At 35.4% G+C, this 18565-nt stretch carries 18 protein-coding genes; 9 read left to right on the top strand and 9 right to left on the bottom strand.

All coding sequences use genetic code 11. The annotated features are described in order from the left end of the window. Positions 1 to 43: 43 nt before the first annotated feature. The 8 genes from PQF83_RS13240 to nikC all read right to left on the bottom strand — a co-directional run bounded on the left by PQF83_RS13240 (position 44) and on the right by nikC (position 7155). On the bottom strand, positions 44 to 229 hold the full coding sequence (locus PQF83_RS13240; protein ID WP_000038791.1) for a PspC domain-containing protein: 186 nt from the start codon (positions 227 to 229) through the stop codon (positions 44 to 46). A gap of 228 nt (positions 230 to 457) precedes the next feature. Next, the gene (locus tag PQF83_RS13235) at positions 458 to 1762 is read right to left on the bottom strand and encodes a hypothetical protein (RefSeq protein WP_000740013.1); all 1305 of its coding nucleotides are present in this window, start codon (positions 1760 to 1762) and stop codon (positions 458 to 460) included. A 3-nt stretch (positions 1763 to 1765) separates the two neighbouring features. After that, the gene (locus tag PQF83_RS13230; protein ID WP_001101757.1) at positions 1766 to 2461 is read right to left on the bottom strand and encodes a response regulator transcription factor; all 696 of its coding nucleotides are present in this window, start codon (positions 2459 to 2461) and stop codon (positions 1766 to 1768) included. Next, positions 2458 to 3231 carry a sensor histidine kinase gene (locus tag PQF83_RS13225; protein WP_000958967.1) on the bottom strand — a complete coding sequence of 258 codons (774 nt, stop codon included), beginning with the start codon at positions 3229 to 3231 and terminating at the stop codon, positions 2458 to 2460. The genes PQF83_RS13230 and PQF83_RS13225 overlap by 4 nt, the downstream gene beginning before the upstream one ends. Positions 3232 to 3300: 69 nt before the next feature. Continuing rightward, entirely contained in the window at positions 3301 to 4287 is a 987-nt protein-coding gene (locus PQF83_RS13220; protein WP_000102013.1) for an ABC transporter ATP-binding protein, read from the bottom strand. A 1-nt stretch (position 4288) separates the two neighbouring features. Further along, positions 4289 to 5305: an ABC transporter ATP-binding protein gene (locus PQF83_RS13215; protein WP_001034321.1), complete on the bottom strand. Its 1017-nt coding sequence runs from the start codon at positions 5303 to 5305 to the stop codon at positions 4289 to 4291. Positions 5306 to 5319: 14 nt separating this feature from the next. Then, positions 5320 to 6240, bottom strand: a complete 921-nt coding sequence (gene nikB, locus PQF83_RS13210; RefSeq protein WP_000928487.1) for a nickel ABC transporter permease — start codon at positions 6238 to 6240, stop codon at positions 5320 to 5322. A gap of 15 nt (positions 6241 to 6255) precedes the next feature. Then, positions 6256 to 7155 carry a nickel transporter permease gene (gene nikC, locus PQF83_RS13205; protein WP_000453816.1) on the bottom strand — a complete coding sequence of 300 codons (900 nt, stop codon included), beginning with the start codon at positions 7153 to 7155 and terminating at the stop codon, positions 6256 to 6258. 334 nt (positions 7156 to 7489) lie between these two features. Between nikC and PQF83_RS13200 the strand changes: the two genes are divergently transcribed. From PQF83_RS13200 to PQF83_RS13165, 8 genes are all read left to right on the top strand, one after another. Beyond that, on the top strand, positions 7490 to 9055 hold the full coding sequence (locus PQF83_RS13200; RefSeq protein ID WP_001211304.1) for a glutathione ABC transporter substrate-binding protein: 1566 nt from the start codon (positions 7490 to 7492) through the stop codon (positions 9053 to 9055). 109 nt (positions 9056 to 9164) lie between these two features. Continuing rightward, positions 9165 to 10415: an amidohydrolase family protein gene (locus PQF83_RS13195; protein WP_000114203.1), complete on the top strand. Its 1251-nt coding sequence runs from the start codon at positions 9165 to 9167 to the stop codon at positions 10413 to 10415. 13 nt (positions 10416 to 10428) lie between these two features. Next, on the top strand, positions 10429 to 11673 hold the full coding sequence (locus PQF83_RS13190) for an amidohydrolase family protein (protein ID WP_001181865.1): 1245 nt from the start codon (positions 10429 to 10431) through the stop codon (positions 11671 to 11673). A gap of 245 nt (positions 11674 to 11918) precedes the next feature. Then, on the top strand, positions 11919 to 12818 hold the full coding sequence (locus PQF83_RS13185) for a DMT family transporter (protein ID WP_000198921.1): 900 nt from the start codon (positions 11919 to 11921) through the stop codon (positions 12816 to 12818). Positions 12819 to 12848: 30 nt separating this feature from the next. Beyond that, positions 12849 to 14153: a purine/pyrimidine permease gene (locus PQF83_RS13180; RefSeq protein WP_000398837.1), complete on the top strand. Its 1305-nt coding sequence runs from the start codon at positions 12849 to 12851 to the stop codon at positions 14151 to 14153. A gap of 165 nt (positions 14154 to 14318) precedes the next feature. Then, positions 14319 to 14543 carry a spore germination transcription factor GerE gene (gerE, locus tag PQF83_RS13175; protein WP_000659484.1) on the top strand — a complete coding sequence of 75 codons (225 nt, stop codon included), beginning with the start codon at positions 14319 to 14321 and terminating at the stop codon, positions 14541 to 14543. Positions 14544 to 14644: 101 nt separating this feature from the next. Beyond that, positions 14645 to 15307 carry a type 1 glutamine amidotransferase domain-containing protein gene (locus PQF83_RS13170; RefSeq protein ID WP_000919612.1) on the top strand — a complete coding sequence of 221 codons (663 nt, stop codon included), beginning with the start codon at positions 14645 to 14647 and terminating at the stop codon, positions 15305 to 15307. A 156-nt stretch (positions 15308 to 15463) separates the two neighbouring features. Beyond that, the gene (locus tag PQF83_RS13165) at positions 15464 to 16102 is read left to right on the top strand and encodes a TetR/AcrR family transcriptional regulator (RefSeq protein ID WP_001233025.1); all 639 of its coding nucleotides are present in this window, start codon (positions 15464 to 15466) and stop codon (positions 16100 to 16102) included. A gap of 43 nt (positions 16103 to 16145) precedes the next feature. On the opposite strand, the gene PQF83_RS13160 is transcribed toward PQF83_RS13165, so the two are convergent. Further along, on the bottom strand, positions 16146 to 16835 hold the full coding sequence (locus tag PQF83_RS13160) for a type 1 glutamine amidotransferase domain-containing protein (RefSeq protein ID WP_000728501.1): 690 nt from the start codon (positions 16833 to 16835) through the stop codon (positions 16146 to 16148). 361 nt (positions 16836 to 17196) lie between these two features. Between PQF83_RS13160 and PQF83_RS13155 the strand changes: the two genes are divergently transcribed. After that, complete coding sequence (locus PQF83_RS13155; protein WP_000503385.1) at positions 17197 to 18522, top strand: MFS transporter; 1326 nt, start codon at positions 17197 to 17199, stop codon at positions 18520 to 18522. Positions 18523 to 18565: the final 43 nt, after the last annotated feature.

Below are 18565 nucleotides of genomic sequence, written 5' to 3'. Positions count from 1 at the left end.
GGGATTTTGTATACACTATGCTCAAATATACGAAAGAATGTTATTAGTAAGAGCGTGGCATAAGTAATAAACAAATAAAATAAACTAAAAACCCCGTCCCAAAACATAAAACTGCAATGACCCAAAGTATGCGAATGAGAGTAGAGCTAATATCAAAATATTCTCCTAAACCACCGCATATACCAAATAGCATTTTATCAGTTTCGGATTTATATAATTTTTTTGACATATTACGATCAACTCCTTTTATAGCAAACTATATACTTCTATTCTATATGGAAATCTATGAGGAGACTATGAGGTTGTATGACATTTTTTTATAAAGTGAACCGTATTTTACAATTTAGATGTGAGGTCATATAAACAATAAATCTAATTTATAGCGCAGTATAATAGTTTGCGATAAAAATAAAAAGGCCTTAGGTAGCAAAATTTAAGCTACCAAAAAGGCCTCATATTATTGTTTCATTTTATAGTTGAATTGTTGATGTATCCAATGTGAAAACAGAAAACAAATACTTAGTGAAAGAGTAACCGCTATACTAACCCAAATGCTCGTTAAAGGACCGATTAAGAAGTAAACTACATAACCGGTAAGAGCACCAATAATCGAGATGAGCGGTATAATGATGCTGATTTTTTGCTTGCTGAAAATAACGAATAATATTGTGATGATAAGAGATGTATAAAGAATACCAAAGAAAAAAATAATTTCTAAAATCGTATAGTTTGTAGTAATTGTAATGAAAAAAGCTAAAAATCCGATAGTGATAGAAATAAAATGAGTTGTATATAATTTGAAATTTATTTTTGTAGGTATCATCGGTATAAAATCTCGAATGAGTTTAGTAAATCCATGTATCCAAGAAATAAAACTAGAAGTTATTGCGCTTAACGAACCGATAACGAGCAGATAAAATAAAATGGTAAATTCTATTTTTTTTGGAAGCTGGACTAGAAGATCGTATAAATGATCTAAGCTCCCACTAAAGATAACTATCATAATTAGAGAAGCGAATGCCAAAGGGATAGTAATCCATATAAATCCTGATAGTAAAAAAGTTGGAATAATTTTTTTAGGATGAATACGGAAAGCTTTATCCCAAGATGCAGGGCTTATTAATACTCTTCCTGTTTCAATGAGAATACCGGCAGTAAGAAAATATATTCCATTTCTATTTTCATAAAATAGCAAGTACGGGTGATATAAGCGGATTCCATCGTATACATGGGTAATGCCATCTTGCACAAAAAAATAAATTGGAATAATGATCATAGTAGAAAACATTAATACAGTTTGCATAATAGCCATTTTAGTAAATAGCTTAGCGTTACTTAATATTACGAATATTGTACAAAGGGTAATGAAAAGGAAAGAACCCAATGTATATGGAATATGGAAAAAAACATTAAGTAAAATACTAGCAACTTTCGTTTGAATGAACATACTTTCTATACTTAATAGAACAAGGAAAGAGCATACAATTATATATCCTTTGCGAGAAAGTTTATAAGATAAGTAATCGTGAATGGATTCTCCTTCTGGGAATGTAGAACGTATTTTTTTTATTAAAATCCCCAATAAAATAAGAGTAAAAGGGCCAATCATCGCATAAAGAATACCAGCGATTAGCCCATAATTAATAATCGATTCAGGTAAAGCGAGCGTCGATATACTTGCGACCCATTTAGATAATAAAAGAACAGTACCAGTTCCGATGCCTAATTGTAAAGGTGTGAAAGCTGAGTTGTTTTTCTTCACAATTTATCCCTCGCCTCTATATTCTTTCGGAGTCATTCCGGTCATCTTACGAAAAACAGTGCTGAAATAATGCTGACTATTAAAACCAGATCTTTCAGAGATTTGAGAGATACACCAATGTGGGTGTTCCATTAAATATTTCTGTGACATTTCAATCCGATATTGCATGATATATCCGGAAAATGAAACCCCTACTTCTTCATGGAATTTTCGGCTTAAATAAGTCGGATTTGTATGTACTTTAGTTGCGATGTCTGCTAAGTGTAGTTTGTCATGAAAAGTTTCATGGATGATGTCTAATGTATCTTGAATAATACGTGAGTAGGAAGGGGTATTAGCATCTCCTTTGTACTTTTGTAATATATCGATGAGTTCTTTCTCTATAATTGGCTTTGTTATGTAGTCAATAACGCCTAGACGAATAGATTGTTTTGCATAATCGAAATTTTGATATGCGGTTACAATAATGATATCGAGGTTAGAGTTATTATTTTTTAATTTCTCACCTAGTTGTAGGCCGGATATGCCCGGAAGGTGAATATCTAAAAGTGCCAAATGAATTGAGAATTTTTCATTTATACGTAAAGCTTCAGCCGCATCTAAAGCTAGATGTAATGTCCAATTAGGGAACTGACGGTGGATAAGAAATTCTAATTGTTCCAGTTCCAGTGGTTCGTCATCTACTAATAGCACGTTCATTTTTGTATTACCTCCTCTGTGTTTTTTTCTGTGATGAAAGGCCATGTGATTTCTACTTTCGTGCCATTCTCTTTTGTAGAGAGGAAAGAGAATGTAGTTTGTTCTTGAAAGAATAACTGAAATCGTTGTTTTATATTTTCAAGTCCGTATCCGCTTTCTTCCGTATGGGAAGTAAATGGTTCGTTTTGAGTACCGTTGTCGGATACTAGAAGTGTAATTCGGTTATTTGTATTGTGTAGATGAATATTTAAAATAGCTTGACCAGCTTTTTTTTCAAGACCGTGTTTAAAAGAATTCTCAACTAACGTTTGAATAACGAAAGGTGGAATATAAGCATTCTGTAAATCTTCAGAAGAAGTAATATTTATTGAAAGTCTCGAGCGAAACCGCATTTTTTGAATCTCAATATAATAATTCGTATAAGCCAGTTCTTCAGAGATTGGAATTAACAAATCTGTTGTTTTATATTTTCCTTTCAAAAATAGAGAAAAGATCTCGAGTGATTTGACAACTTCATCTGTTCTCTGTAGACGAGCTAAGCTCAAAATTGTATTTAATGTATTGAATAAAAAATGAGGCTGAATTTGTTGCGTAAGTTGATGATATAAAGACTGTTGCAACTCTCGTTCCAGTGCTATTTTTTTCTTTTCACTTTCTAGTAAATCGATTCGTTTTTCAAAAATAAATAAACATAATAAAATAATAGCTCCAAAAATTGGAGCTAAGACAAGTATAGTTATTAATACAGCAAATGCTTCATAAGTTAACATACATACCTCAATCTTGTTTTTTATTATTATACTAAAGCGTTGTAAATGTTTCTATTATTCAGACTCGGATCAAATGATATGACAGGCTACTTTATGACCTTCGCTTATAGATTGAAAACTTGGTTGCTGCGTAGCACATTTTTCAATGGCATACGGACAACGAGTATGAAAACGACAGCCTTTTGGCGGGTTTAGAGGAGAGGGGAGGTCTCCTTTAAGTTCAATGCGTTCTTTTTTCGTTCCTGCACTAATGGTAGGAATTGCTGAGAGAAGCGCTTTTGTGTAAGGGTGTTGCGGATTGTTAAAAAGAGAATGTTTATCGGCAATCTCCACAATGGTACCAAGGTACATTACAATGATGCGATCTGATATGTGACGAACGACAGCTAAGTCGTGAGAGATGAATAAATATGTTAACCCGTATTGTTGTTGCAACTGCTTTAATAAATTTAAAACTTGTGCTTGCACTGAAACATCTAAGGCGGAGACAGCCTCGTCACAAATAATGAGTTTTGGATTAACAGCTAAGGCGCGTGCGATTCCGATTCTTTGCCGTTGACCACCGCTAAATTCATGTGGATAGCGCTTCACTGCATCAGGTGGAAGACCAACTTTCCCGAGCAGCTCAATAACTTTCGCCATTCTTTCACCTTTTGGGCATACGTTTTGAATGGCTATAGCTTCTTCTAAAATGCTCCCTACAGTTTGCCTAGGGTTTAAAGAAGCAAAGGGATCTTGAAAAATAACTTGTAAATCTTTTCGAACCTTTCGCATTGCTGAGTTATTTAATTCTAGTAAATCCTTGTCTTGAAAAATAATTTTTCCACTTGTTGCTTCATCAAGGCGTAATATTGCACGCCCAGTGGTGGATTTTCCGCAACCAGATTCACCAACAATACTAACAGTTTCCTTTTCGTAAATTGTAAAGCTAATATCGTCAACCGCTTTAATATAGTTAATAGAGCGTCCTAGAATTCCTTTTTTTATAGGGAAGTATTGTTTTAAGTTTTGTACTTGTAATAACTCTTTTTTATTTATTTGCGTAGCAGTAGACATATTATAATACCTCCAATTTTTCTGAAGATGATTTATCCCAAAGGTCTGTAAACATCCAGCATCGAACTTTACTTCCATCTTGTGTGAGTTGAAGTTCTGGAAGAGTATTGTGACATAGTTCTTTTGCATGTGTGCATCTATCAGCAAAGCGACATCCGCTCGGCATATGGTATGGACTCGGTACGGATCCAGGAATAGTTTGTAACTCTTCTTGGTCTGTATCGAGTCTTGGAAGAGATTGAAGAAGTCCGATTGTATAAGGATGTTTTGGACTAGTAAATATATGCTCGATATCTGCATATTCGACGATTTTTCCAGCGTACATAACGGCGACTCTATCGCATGTTTCTGACACGACTCCTAAGTCATGTGTAATCATGATAATTCCCATACCGAGTTGTTTTTGAAGTGATTTCATAAGTGATAATATTTGGGCTTGAATTGTTACATCAAGAGCAGTTGTTGGTTCGTCTGCAATGAGTAAATCTGGATTGCAAGCAAGTGCCATTGCAATCATAATGCGTTGTCGCATTCCTCCGCTTAGTTCATGAGGCTCTTGTTTTGCACGCTTTTCAGGAGAAGGAATTCCAACTAGTTTCAACATATCTACGGCTTTATTCCAAGCTTCCTTTTTATTTAATTTTTGATGGATACGAATTGCTTCTGCGATCTGTTCCCCAACAGAATATACTGGATTCAAAGATGTCATTGGTTCTTGGAAAATCATTGAGATTTGATTTCCGCGAATTGCACGCATTTCAGCTTCGTTTTGTTGTAATAAATCTTTTCCTTTAAATAAAATGCTCCCCTCAATTTTACTGCCGCTTTCTCGGTCAATTAATCTCATAATGGATAGAGAAGTGATACTCTTCCCACAACCAGATTCACCTACGATGCCGAGTGTTTCTCCTTTAGAAACAGAGAAATTTAAACCATCAACCGCTTTGCTTACACCTTCGTCTGTAAAGAAATGTGTTTTTAAATCTTTAACTTGTAATACCTCTTCCTTTTTATTCATGTTTGTGCACCCCCTTAATTAAGCTCAATACGTTTATTGAAATGACGGTATAAAATATCAACAATAAGATTGACTAGAACGAAGATGACCGAGGCGATTAATACGCCTCCTTGTAACATTGGTAAGTCTCTCATTCGGATGGCGTCTACGATCAATCTTCCAAGTCCATTTATAGCAAAAACTGATTCTACTAAAACTGTACCGCCTAAAAGGGCACCAAATTGTAATCCAACAACAGTAATAACGGGAATTAATGCGTTTCTCAAAGCATGTTTATATATAACAACTCTTTCTTTTACCCCTTTTGCTCTTGCTGTTCGTATATAATCTTGGCGTATAACATCAAGCATACTTGAGCGAGTCATACGTGCTACAATTGCTGCGCCAGATGCACCAAGTGTAAGTGCTGGTAAAACCATGTGCATCCAAGTTCCCCAACCAGAAACCGGGAATATTTGAATTTGGACAGAGAAGTAGAAAATGAGCATAAGTCCAAACCAAAAGCTTGGTAATGAGACACCTAACAAAGCGATAATCATAATAGAAACATCTGTCCAAGAATATTGCTTTGTAGCAGAGATGATACCAGCAATCATCCCAATTACAACTGTAATGACGATACTACACAGTGCGAGTTCAATAGTGATTGGAAGGCGGATTAATACTTCGTCTAACACTGGGCGGTTAGAACGAATTGAAACCCCGAAATCTCCTTGTAATATATTTCCGATATAAGAGAAATATTGCATGATAAAGGGTTTGTCTAATCCTAATTGATGGCGTATTTGCTCGACAGTTTCTTTTGATGCTCCTTCACCAGCGATAAGGAGAGCTGGGTCACCGGGTACCATTTGCATAATTAAGAAAACGACGAATACAACGCCGAAAAGAACGGGAATTAATTGTAGTATTCTACGAAAAATAAACATTAGCATGTATAATGCCCCTTTCTATTTTTTAAGTCTCGGATCTAGTGCATCACGTAATCCGTCACCAAACATGTTTAAACCGATTACGAGTGTAGACATTGCGATTCCAGGAAACATTGCAATATGTGGTGCGGTAAATAAAAAGTCGCGCCCATTACTTAACATGGCACCCCATTCAGGTGAAGGTGGTTGCGCTCCAAGTCCTAAAAATGATAATCCAGCTGCAGATAAAATTGCTGTAGCTAAGCGTAAAGTAGCTTGGACGATAATAGGTGATAAGATGTTAGGGAATATGTGTTTCATAATAATAGTAAAATCATTTGCCCCTAGTGCTCTTATAGCATCGATATACTCTAATTTTTTTACTGTTAATGTAGAAGCTCTAACGATACGAGCGAACATAGGGATTGAGAAAAAGCCAATAGCGATAATTACGTTCACAAGACTTGGTCCTAGTGCGCCTACAATGGCAAGAGCAAGTAAAATACCAGGGAAAGCTAGCATAATATCAATGATTCGCATAATGATTGTGTCAAACCATCCACCGTAATAACCAGAAATGATACCAAGAATAATGCCGAACAATGCCCCTATAAATACAGAAGAAAATCCAACAAGTAACGAAAGGCGTGTCCCGTGTAAAAGGCGGCTTAAAATATCTCTGCCTTTATCATCTGTTCCCATCCAATGTTCCATAGATGGTGGTTGTAATTTGTTAACTAACTGAATATCAAATGGATTGTAGGGTGCTAACAATGGGGCAAATATAGCTATTAAAATATAGAAAAGAACGATAATACCCCCGATAAATGCCATCTTATTTTTTTTCAGTTTTCGATAGCTAATGATCCATTTCGATGTGTTCTTCGTTTGAATTGTTTGCAAAGAAGTATTTTCTTCTTTAGAAAGACGAACTTCCATTTTTTATACCTCCCTTTCTTTCTTTCTTTATGATTAAATTATCAGAAAATTAAAACGAGTCAACGAGTTTAAAACAATAAGTAAAGAAAGTGCAAATAGAAGTAAAGATGTTTCAAAATAATTCAGAAAATTCAATAAGTAAAGAAAGTGCAAATAGAAGTAAAGATGTTTAAAAACTTTTTTCGCAAAGTTATTTATAATTACAAATACATAGACGAAATTGAAAAAGAAAGGGTGGTGGAATGATCTGCTATTAGAAAGTAGGGGATAGAAAGCTAGATGTAAGGTTTCACTTTAGGATGTAGAGATAAAAGAAAGTGGAGGGGGAAGGGCGATGAGATTCAAAAGGGGACTTGTGATTTGTTTTATCACAATTTTATGTCTTTCAGTTTTTCTAGCGGGGTGTTCATCTAATACGAAGACAGGAAATGAAGGATCAGGAAGCAATGGAACAAAAGAAGGCGGTGTTTTAACAATTGCTAGACTGTCAGATGCTGATAATTTAGATCCGCATTTTATTACAAACATCCCTTCCGCAAGTGTTGTGTACCATAAAGTATATGAAAATCTTGTACAGCGAGATAAAAACATGGATTTTAAGCCGATGTTAGCAAAGGAATGGAAACAAATTGATGATTTAAATTGGGAATTTAAGTTGCAACAAGGAGTGACATTCCAAGATGGTGCACCATTTAATGCTGAGGCAGTAAAGAAAAACTTTGAACGTGTATTAGACCCGAAAGTAGGTTCAAATCGAGCAACTGTTTATTCCATGATTCAAGAAATAAAAGTAATTGATGAATATACAGTACAGTTCGTATTGAAATACCCATACTCACCTCTTTTATCTATTTTCGCAAGTAATGAAGGAAGTATTTTAAGTCCGAAGGCAATTGATGAAAAAGGGAAAGGCTTAGCGCAGCATCCGGTTGGGACAGGTCCATATACTTTTAAATCATGGAAACCAGGTGAAGAAATTCGCCTTGAAAAGAATAAAAATTATTGGGGTGAAAAATCAAAGATTGATGAAGTGGTATTCAAAGTAGTACCAGAAGATGCAACACGTATTGGAATGATTGAAACTAGTGAAGCTCACATTGCAGAGAATTTACCTGTAACTGAAGTAGAACGTGTGAAAAATTCACCATCTATGGAGTTAATTGAAAATGAAGGTTTAGGTGTAGAATATATTGGATTTAATGTACAGAAAAAGCCATTTGACAACCCGCTCGTTCGTCAAGCGATTGCACATGCAATTGAAACGAAAGGGATTTTAAAAGGGGTATATAACAATGTTGGGACTGAAATAAACTCCGTAATGACTCCTAAAGTGTTCGGTTATACGAAAGACGTAAAAGGATATAAGTATGACATTAATACTGCGAAAAAATTATTAGCAGATGCTGGTTATCCAAATGGATTTAAAACAACAATTTGGACGAATGACAGCAAAGTTAGAATGGCGTTAGTGGAAGTAATTCAATCTCAATTAAAAGGGATTGGCGTTGATGTAGAAATTAAAGTTATGGAATATGGTGCGTTTTTAGCTGCAACGAATAAATCAGAACATGCGATGTTTGTTGGAGGATGGGGAAACGCAACAGGTGATGGTGACTATAATCAATATAATTTATTCCATTCTAGTTCACACGGAGCAACTGGTAACCAATTTTTCTATAGTAATCCGGAAGTAGATAAATTAATAGAAGAAGCTAGAAAAGAAAAAGATGAGACGAAGAGAAAAGAATTATATAAACAGTTACAAGAGATTGAATTAAAGGATGCCTTACTAGTACCAATTCGAGGGATTAATCATATTGCGGCAACTACGAAAAATATAAAAGGATTTTGGATTGATCCATCTGGGTATTTGCGACTGGAAGGTGTAGAACTACAGTAAAATAGAAAATTCTATCAGTGTAAAAATGATTTTACACTGATAGAAATTTTTATCTGTTTTTGTTTCGTTTGTAAGTAGAAAAATCATATTGCGAAGGGAGATTGACAAAGTGAGTGTGAAATCACAATATTGGTTAACGAATGTAAAACTTGAATGTGGGTACGTATATGAGGAAGCGCGAATTACAAGTACAGAAACAGAAATTTGTAGTTTATTTATTGAAGATGGAAAGATTACGAACATATTACCTGGAATTGTATCAGAGCAAGATGGTGAAGTAGTAAATGCAAATGGTTTACTGGCATTACCAGCATTTGAAGAAATGCATATTCATATTGATAAAACGTATTATGGTGGACCATGGAAAGCATGTACACCAGTAAAAAGTATATTCACTCGTATTCATGAGGAGCAAACTATTCTTCCGAAGCAATTAGAAACTGCAAAGAGTAGAGCGGAGAAAATGTTGCAATTACTTCTTGAAAATGGAGCGACAAATATTCGAACACATTGCAATATTGATCCTGTAATTGGTCTTGGGAATTTAGAAGCAACGATTGCGGCACTGGAAACATATAAAGATAAGTTATCAGCAAAAATTGTAGCATTCCCGCAACACGGTTTGTTAAGAAGTAATTCCGTAGGGCTTGTAAAAGATGCTATGCGTATGGGAGCTCATTTAGTAGGTGGAGTAGACCCAGCCACAGTAGATGGTAATATTGAAAAATCATTGAATACAATTATGGATATTGCAGTAGAGTTTGATTCAGACATTGATATTCATTTACATGATGCGGATCAACTTGGAACATTTACAATGAAGAGATTAGCTGCACTAACAGAAGAAGCAGGGTGGCAAGGAAGAGTTACGATTAGTCATGCTCTTGGACTTGGAGATGTATCTGTAGAAGAAGCGGAGGAAATGGCTGAACGACTTGCGGCATTAGGTATTGATATAACGTCAACAGTTCCAATTAGTAGACATGTAATTCCAGTTCCGTTATTAAATCGTAAAGGTGTAAAAGTTTCGCTAGGAAATGATAGTATAACTGATCATTGGTCTCCGTTTGGGACAGGAGATATGTTGCAAAAGGCAAATTGTCTAGCGGAGAGATTTAGATGGATTGATGAGCGCTCTTTAGGGAAAGCACTTCAGTTTATTACGGGTGGGAAATCTATATTAGATGATCAAGGAAATCGTCAATGGCCAAAAATTGGGGATGAAGCAAATATCGTCTTTACAGAAGCATCATGTTCAGCCGAGGTAGTAGCAAGACAAACAGAGCGCTGTGCGGTTTTATATAAAGGGAATGTTGTTGCTGGTAGTTTGGAAAAAACGGCTATAAATAATCTTGTTTGAGAGGATGATTGAAATGCAAAATGTGTATTGGTTAACGAATGTACGATTAGAAACAGGTTACAAGTTTAATAATGAAGTAGTTACAGGTACAGAAACAGCTTTGCATCATTTACTTATACAAGATGGAAAGATTGCAAAGATTGTACTTGCGGATGTACCGCTTCAAACGGAATATGAAATGAAAGATGCGAAAGAATTGCTTGTTCTTCCGTCGTTTGTGGAAAATCATTTTCACCTTGATAAGACAAGACTTGGTGGTCCATGGGAAGCATGTACACCAGTAAAAAATATTATTGAGAGATTAGAGTTAGAACAGCAAGAGTTACCAATTTTAGCTCAAACAACTGGAGAGAGAGCAGAGTTATTACTAAGCAACATTTTAAATGCTGGTTCGACTCATATACGAACGCATGTAAATATTGATCCGTATATCGGTCTTAAAAACTTAGAATCTGTACGTCAAACTTTAGAGAATATGAAAGATGCGTTTACATATGAAATCGTAGCATTCCCGCAGCATGGTTTACTTCGTACAGAAGCGCATTCTCTTATGAGAGAAGCGATGAAAATGGGCGCAACTTTAGTAGGTGGTGTAGATCCAGCTACTGTAGATAATAATATTGAAAAATCACTTTTTGATATGATGGAAATTGCTGTAGAAGCAAATGCCGATGTTGATTTGCATTTACATGATGCAGGGCATTTAGGTATTTATACAATTAAAAAGTTAGCTCAGTATACAGAGGAGGCTAGTTGGGACGGACGTGTTGCGGTCAGTCATGCGTTTAGCCTAGGAGATGTATCTAAAGAAGAAGGAGCAGATATGGCAGACTTATTAGCTGAAAGAGGAATGTCTATTATTACGACGGTACCAATTAACAGAAATATGCCGCCAGTACCATTACTTACAGAAAAGGGTGTTTCCGTTTCTTTAGGTTGCGATAGTATGTTTGATTCATGGGGACCATTTGGAAATGCTGATATTTTTGAAAGAGTAGGGCGTTTAGCGGAAAAGTATCGCTGGATTGATGAAAAGTCTTTAGCTTCTTCTTTAACTTATATTACAGGTGGAAAAACGCCATTGGATCAAGACGGAAATCAAGTTTGGCCTAAAGTAGGAGATAAAGCTGATTTTGTTTTCTTACAAGCTACTTGTTCAGCAGAAGCGATAGCTAGACGTGCACAGCGACCTGCTGTGATGAAAGGTGGAAAAATAGTAGCAGGTTCCTTGCAACATGTTCAAGGCGTATTGATTTAATTTACGTATCTCCCTAATTTATCCCGCTTTAACGGGCAGTAAGACCCCCACCTCAAAATTCAGCGGAAGCAAAGAAGTTAGGTGGGGGATCAACTGTCCGTAAAAGTCCGATTGGTTCAACTAATAATCAGTGGGGGATGAACAAAACCCCCACTGATTAAAGTTTCACTTTATATATATTTTTTCAAGGGTTCCTAATGAAAGAATAGGAATCCTTCTTTTTTACGAGAAAAGGAGGGGAATAGATGACACGTACATATATATTACTGTTTATATGTGTAGTAGTTTGGGGGAGTAATTTTATATTTGGTGCGATTTTAGTGAATACATTTCATCCGGTGTTGTTAACGACACTTCGCTTACTATTTATTAATTTGTTTTTTCTAGCGTACGCTATTATGTGTAAGAAAGGCTTATATATAGAAAAGAATGAAATGAAAGGTGTATTATTAATTGGAGTCATAGGTGTCGCGATTAATCAATGGTCTTTTTATGAAGGGTTACAAACAGCAGATCCAACAACAGCTGCGCTAATATTAGCACTTACTCCTGTCATGACTTCTATTTTAGCGGTATTTATTTTAAACGAACCGTTAACAGCTAAGTTAGTAATAGGAGGGGGAATTGCTACTTTTGGAGTGTTTTTTGTAATTGGTGTTGGGCAGAGGTTTGTCTTTTCAGAAGGGTTAATATGGATTTTTATAACGATGCTATCTTTTTCTTTATCTATCGTTTTAATTCGGAAATTGGGGAACAGAGAAGATATGTTTTTGATTACATTCTTTTCTTCAATTTTTGGTTTTTTAATTATGCTACCGTTTCTTGCTTTTACCTTTTCTCACATAACGTTGAAATACTCTATAGAGAGTTGGTCGCTTCTTATTGTGACAGCAATACTTATGCATGGAATTTGTACATTGGCTTGGAATAATCAATTGAGAAAAGCACAAGCATCAACAGCAGCCATGTTTTTAAATTTAGAACCATTCGTTACGATGGTGGTAGGCTATATTATATTGCAGAAAAGTGTAACAGCTATTCAAATAATTGGAGCTGTTTTTATCGTTTGTGGAGTGTACACTGCGACATTTGGATACGGGAAGAAATCGAAGGGACAAAAAGTTTTGTTTCGAAAAGCTACGTAATAGTATAGTGTGTATTTCTATGTGAAATGTATGGAAGGGATGAAAAATTTGGACAATCAACATAACCAAAATCATATTATGGGAACTTTGCAATGGTTTATCTTTTTATTAGCGAATTCAATCGCATTACCAATTGTCGTTGGCGGATTATTTCATCTTACGACGGAGGAAATATTTTATTTAATGCAGCGTACATTTTTTGTAGTTGGTATATCTTCTTTTTTACAAGGGTGGCTTGGACATAGACTACCAATTGCAGATGGACCAGCTGGATCATGGGTTGGCGTATTTACCGTACTTGCTTACGCAACGGTCGGGCAAGATCAATTACACAGTACATTGCAAATTTTAGAATTAGGAATGATAATCTCAGGTGTTATTTTAATAGGACTAGGAGTAACTGGTTTCATCGGACGTATTTTATTTTTATTTACGCCACTTGTGACAGGGACGTTTTTACTTTTATTATGCTTACAATTAAGCGGTGTATTCCTAAAAGGAATGCTAGGAATTACTGCTACTGTTTCTCAAATTGATGCATTTACAGCGATAATTGCGTTTAGTATATTTCTTTTCGTTATTATACTATCTAATTTTGGGAAAGGTTTTGTCAAAAGTTATGCGGTTTTAATAGGATTAATTAGTGGGTGGATTCTTTTTCTCATTGCAGGAAAAGTGACGATTCCATCTCAAGTAACTCATTTTGTGCAACTTCCGCAAATATTTGCTTGGGGACTTCCAAAATGGAATACAGGTATGGCAGTATCAAGTTTCGTTATGGTATGTATTTTAGTTTCAAATACAGTGGCAGCTATTATAGCGATTAATCAAGCTACCATTCAAAAAGCGACTATTGAACAGAAACAGTTGAAGGATGGAACGTGGGTTGGAGGCATTTCACATATCATTTCTTCCATATTTTCAACTGTAGGTGTCGTGCCGTTACCGGCAACGGCAGGATTTATACGTTTAACGAAACAAAAATATATACGTTCGTTCTTACTAGCATGTATGTTACTAGTCGTAATGTCGCTGTTCCCAAGTATTATTCGTTATTTAGCATCTTTACCATCCGCTGTCGCATCTGCGGTTTTAATGGCTTCTTTCGTACAGTTAATTGGAATTGGGTTAAATAATATAAAACAAGTGGAGCTTAATGAAAGGAATGTAACAATTTTAGGCGTTGCAGTATTATTTGGTAGCGGCGTTATGTTTTTACCGTCTGGAGCGCTCCAATCCTTGCCGTCTGTCATACAATATATATTTGGAAATGGTTTGTTCGTAGGTACAGTTGTCAGCATATTACTAGAACAAATATGGCGTACCGAAAAGTAAGTGGATACAAAGAGTGAACGCACTGTATAAAAGTCTAAAATAACATGTGAAATAAAGCCCATTTTCATTCACCACCCGCACATTTCGTTCATACAATATCTTGACTAAATAAACACCCAACTTACACATACACAGCTCTGGCTTAAGCAAGGAGGGTTATACCAGTTGAAGGAAAAAGCGTATCAATCTAAACCTTTACTCACAAAGAGAGAGAGAGAAGTATTTGAATTACTGGTTCAAGATAAAACAACGAAGGAAATTGCAGGTGAACTTTTTATCAGTGAAAAGACAGTTCGCAACCACATCTCAAACGCAATGCAAAAGCTAGGGGTTAAAGGACGTTCACAAGCAGTTGTTGAGCTTCTTCGTATGGGAGAGCTCGAGTTATAAAAAGAAAGCCGACTTATATAAAGAGTCGGCTATTTTTTTGTTTCATGCGTTATATGAATGATAAGAACACTCCATACATAAATAAGTAGTAAGGAGGGGATATGTTGAAAAGGATATTGTTAGTTTCAACAAGCGCTCATGATATGAATGGACACCCGACTGGTTTGTGGCTGGAAGAGCTCGCAGCTCCTTATAACTTGTTTAAAAAGGCTAAGTTTGATGTTGATATTGTGTCGATACAGGGCGGTAGAGTGCCGATTGATAGAGTTTCTATTCCGAACGGGATACCTCGTGAATTTAAGCATGTCGCTTCTTTATTGCAAAATACGAAACCAATCTCAAATGTTCATTTTTCGGATTATGATGCGGTTTTATTTGGTGGTGGACACGGGGCGATTGTAGATTTTCCAGGTAATCCATATGTTGCAAATTTAATTGTGAATATGTACAACGACAACCGAATTGTAGCGGCTGTTTGTCACGGAGTAAGTTCTTTAGTCGGTGTGAAAAATAAGGACGGCTCGTTTTTTAGTGCGGGTAAGCATATAACAGGTTATACAAATGATGAGGAAAAAGCTGTACATTTAGAAAAGCGAGTGCCGTTTTTGTTAGAAAATAAATTGAAAGAAGAAGGGGCTTTGTTTTATGTTGCTCCAAATTTTACGCCGCACGTCGTAGTAGATGGGCGTTTAATTACAGGGCAAAATCCGCAGTCTAGTATGGAAATAGGGAAAGCTATAAGAAGAGCTGTAAATAAAGTATAGAAAAAGTGCTCGTTACTCATAAAGGTAGCGGGCACTTTTTCTATAGGATAAATGACCCCTTAAACTAAAAAGATGTATTGAGTATAGTGACTTCATTTATAATTAATCGTGAATTTGCTATACTATTTTGTATGGACAAAAGGGGAGGCTCTTTTAATGAGAAAAGTTGCGTGTGCAAATACTTATATTAATAAAATAAAGCCCGTTATTAGAAAAACGAGTTTTAGTCAATTGAAAATAGATGAAATTGCGAAGTATATGGATATTAGTAAAGCTACTTTATATAAACGTTTTTCTTCAAAAGATGAGATTATTGAAGCTGTGGTAGAAGATTTTATGAACTATCTTCTTGAAGGGGATGCGGATAATCAAGATGAAAGTATGTCTTTTGCAGAACGTTTCCAAAAGACGTTTATTCACTCTTTAAAATGTGTGACATACATTTCAGATGTCTTTTTACAAGATTTGAAAGAGGCATATCCGCACTTATCTGATCGGTTAGTCGCTGCACAACAAAATCGTAATCATAATTTGCAAATGTTTTTTGAAGCTGGTATGGAACAAGGTTACTTTAATAAAATGAACGCACAATTATTTATGGTGCAAGATGATGTGATGTTAAGGCGTATTATAGATCATTCTTTTTGTATTCAGTACGATATTACGTTAAAGAAAGCGATACTTGATTTTTATCAACTAAAGAAGTATCAACTGTTTAAACCGGATTATATAGAAGCGATTGATGATTCTGAAATTGAAAAAGAAGTTATGGCTATTTTGCAAATGATTTCGTAAAAAAGCAGATTTTCCTATATGAATGGAAAATCTGCTTTTTTTATTACATGTTCTTTTTTAAGTGTTGTAATACTAATTCAGCTACTGGACCACCTGAAGCTGGGTTTTGACCAGTGATAACACGACTATCTTCTACAGCGAAAGCTTCCCAAGGCTGCGCTGCTTTTTCGTAAATTCCTCCATTTTTAATAAGTTCATCTTCTGTTAAAAATGGAACGAATTGATCTAATTCAGCTAGTTTTTCCTCTTCATTTGAGAAACCTGTTACTTTTTTACCGCTAATTAAACGTTCCCCATTACTTAATGTAATATGAAATAAACCAGCAGCTCCGTGACAAACAGAGGAAACAATTCCGCCATTTTCATAAATGCTACGGCTAATCATTTGGAGTTCTTTATTTTCAGGGAAGTCCCAAATCACACCGTGACCACCTGCGTAATAAATAACAGCATAGTCTTCTGGATTCACCTCACTCGGTTTTATTGTAGAACCGAGGCGATTCATAAATTCTTTCTTTTGATACCATTCCCAATCGATGCTCTCCGCCATTGCTAAACTATGCGGATCAATCGGTGTATAACCACCTTGTGGGCTAACATAATCTACTTCGTAACCAGCTTCTTCAACTTTTTTAACGAAATGAACAGCTTCACCAAGCCAAAGGCCAGTAGCTCGATTTAAATTTGGATATTTTTCAACGCTCGTTAATACAACTAACATTTTTTTCTTCATCATAATCCTCCTGTAATGTTTCTTCCGTATACAAGTTCATTATTTTATTAAGTTAGAAATTGCAAATTTGAATAACCGTGTTAGTCCTCCTTATATCGGATTCGAAATTAGTGTATAACAATTTTTGAACAAAGTAAACTAAAAACACTAAATTAGTTTACTTTGTATATTTTTCGTTGACAAACTGTAATGCTGAAACTATGATAGTTCCATGAATATCGAACAACGTACATGTTTCGTTTCGAATTCAATTTGTCGCGCGATAAATGTATACATTTGATGAAGTTGTCTAGTGATAATAGAAGAGCTAAACAACTTCATTTTTCGTTTTCAATTACTACAATCAGGAGAGGTGTTACACATGGGGGAAGATATAAACAATCATTCAAAATGGTTTGTTTTCACATTATGTTTTATCGTTTTATTAGGACCGATGAATGCGGTTTTATTTAATGTTGCGTTAGAGGATATTGCTCATGATTTATCTATTAGTCAATCGAAAGTAAGTTGGGTTGTAGTAGGTTATTCTTTAGTTGTCGGTATTGGTTCAATGATATATGGGAAGCTTGCTGATCGTTACAGTGTAAAAAAACTATTAATTATTTCGATTATCATATTTGTAGTGGGTTCTATTATTGGATTTATGAATCAATCTTATGTGATTACCATTCTTGCAAGATTAGTGCAAGCGAGCGGGGGTGCAGCGTTTATTGCGCTTAGTATGATTGCAGTGGCCAAATTAGTTATTCCTCATAAGAAGCCTGGTGCGTTAGCGATGATTAGTTCTTCTATTGCATTAGCAGTAGGTATTGGCCCTTTAGTTGGCGGGGCTATTACAAATACACTAGGGTGGCCATATTTATTTTTATTTATGGTTATTTCAGTAGTGGGGATTTTCTTGCTTATAAAATTTATGCCAGAAGAAATGCAGCATACGGATGAAACGTTTCATTTTGATTATATTGGAGCGGCGTTACTATTTGCATTCATTACGACTGTTTTACTAGGTATCAATATGAATCGTTGGCTATTTGTGTTATCGATAATTTCTTTATTTTTATTCACGGTTCGTATGAAGAAAGCGGAGCATCCATTTATCGATATTGAGTTGTTTTCGAACAAAGCATTTCTTCGTTTAATAACAGTCGGATTTATAATTAATGTGGCGTTATGTGCTAATTTATTATTGTTGCCATTACTGTTAGGAAGAGAGCACGGATTGTCTCCATTTGTTATCGGAATTGTATTATTTGTTGCATCACTCTTTGGTATTGTGTCTAGTTTTATTACTGGAAAGATTGTCCCTTCGTTTGGAAATGTGAATATGATTTATGTAGCGTCTGTCATTATGATTGTTGGCTTTTTAATTTTAGGGTTTATTCCGAATGGAAGTATAGTCGTTATTGTATTGGCGATTATTTTGACATTTATGAGTTATTCTGCCATTCAAGTATCATTGAACACATTTATACCGAAAACATTACATGCAGCTAAAGTTGGAGTCGGTCTTGGCTTATATAATTTAATTAACTTTTTCGGTATGGCATTTGGACCAGCTGTTGCGAGCAAAATTATGGAATCTACAAATAGTTATCGTTTCAATTTTATTTTAATCGTCATGTTAATTTCTGCTCATTTCTTCTTATTAATAGGAATGTCTTCTTTCCAAAAAAAGATGGAGCATTAAAGATGTACTTTATTATAGAAGAAACCGACTTTCATATAGAAGG

The organism is Bacillus sp. FF-1 (assembly GCF_028548245.1).
Classification (GTDB): Bacteria; Bacillota; Bacilli; order Bacillales; family Bacillaceae_G; genus Bacillus_A; species Bacillus_A paranthracis.
Note: the sequence above shows the minus strand (reverse complement) of the source record. Positions and strands in the feature narration are given on the sequence as shown.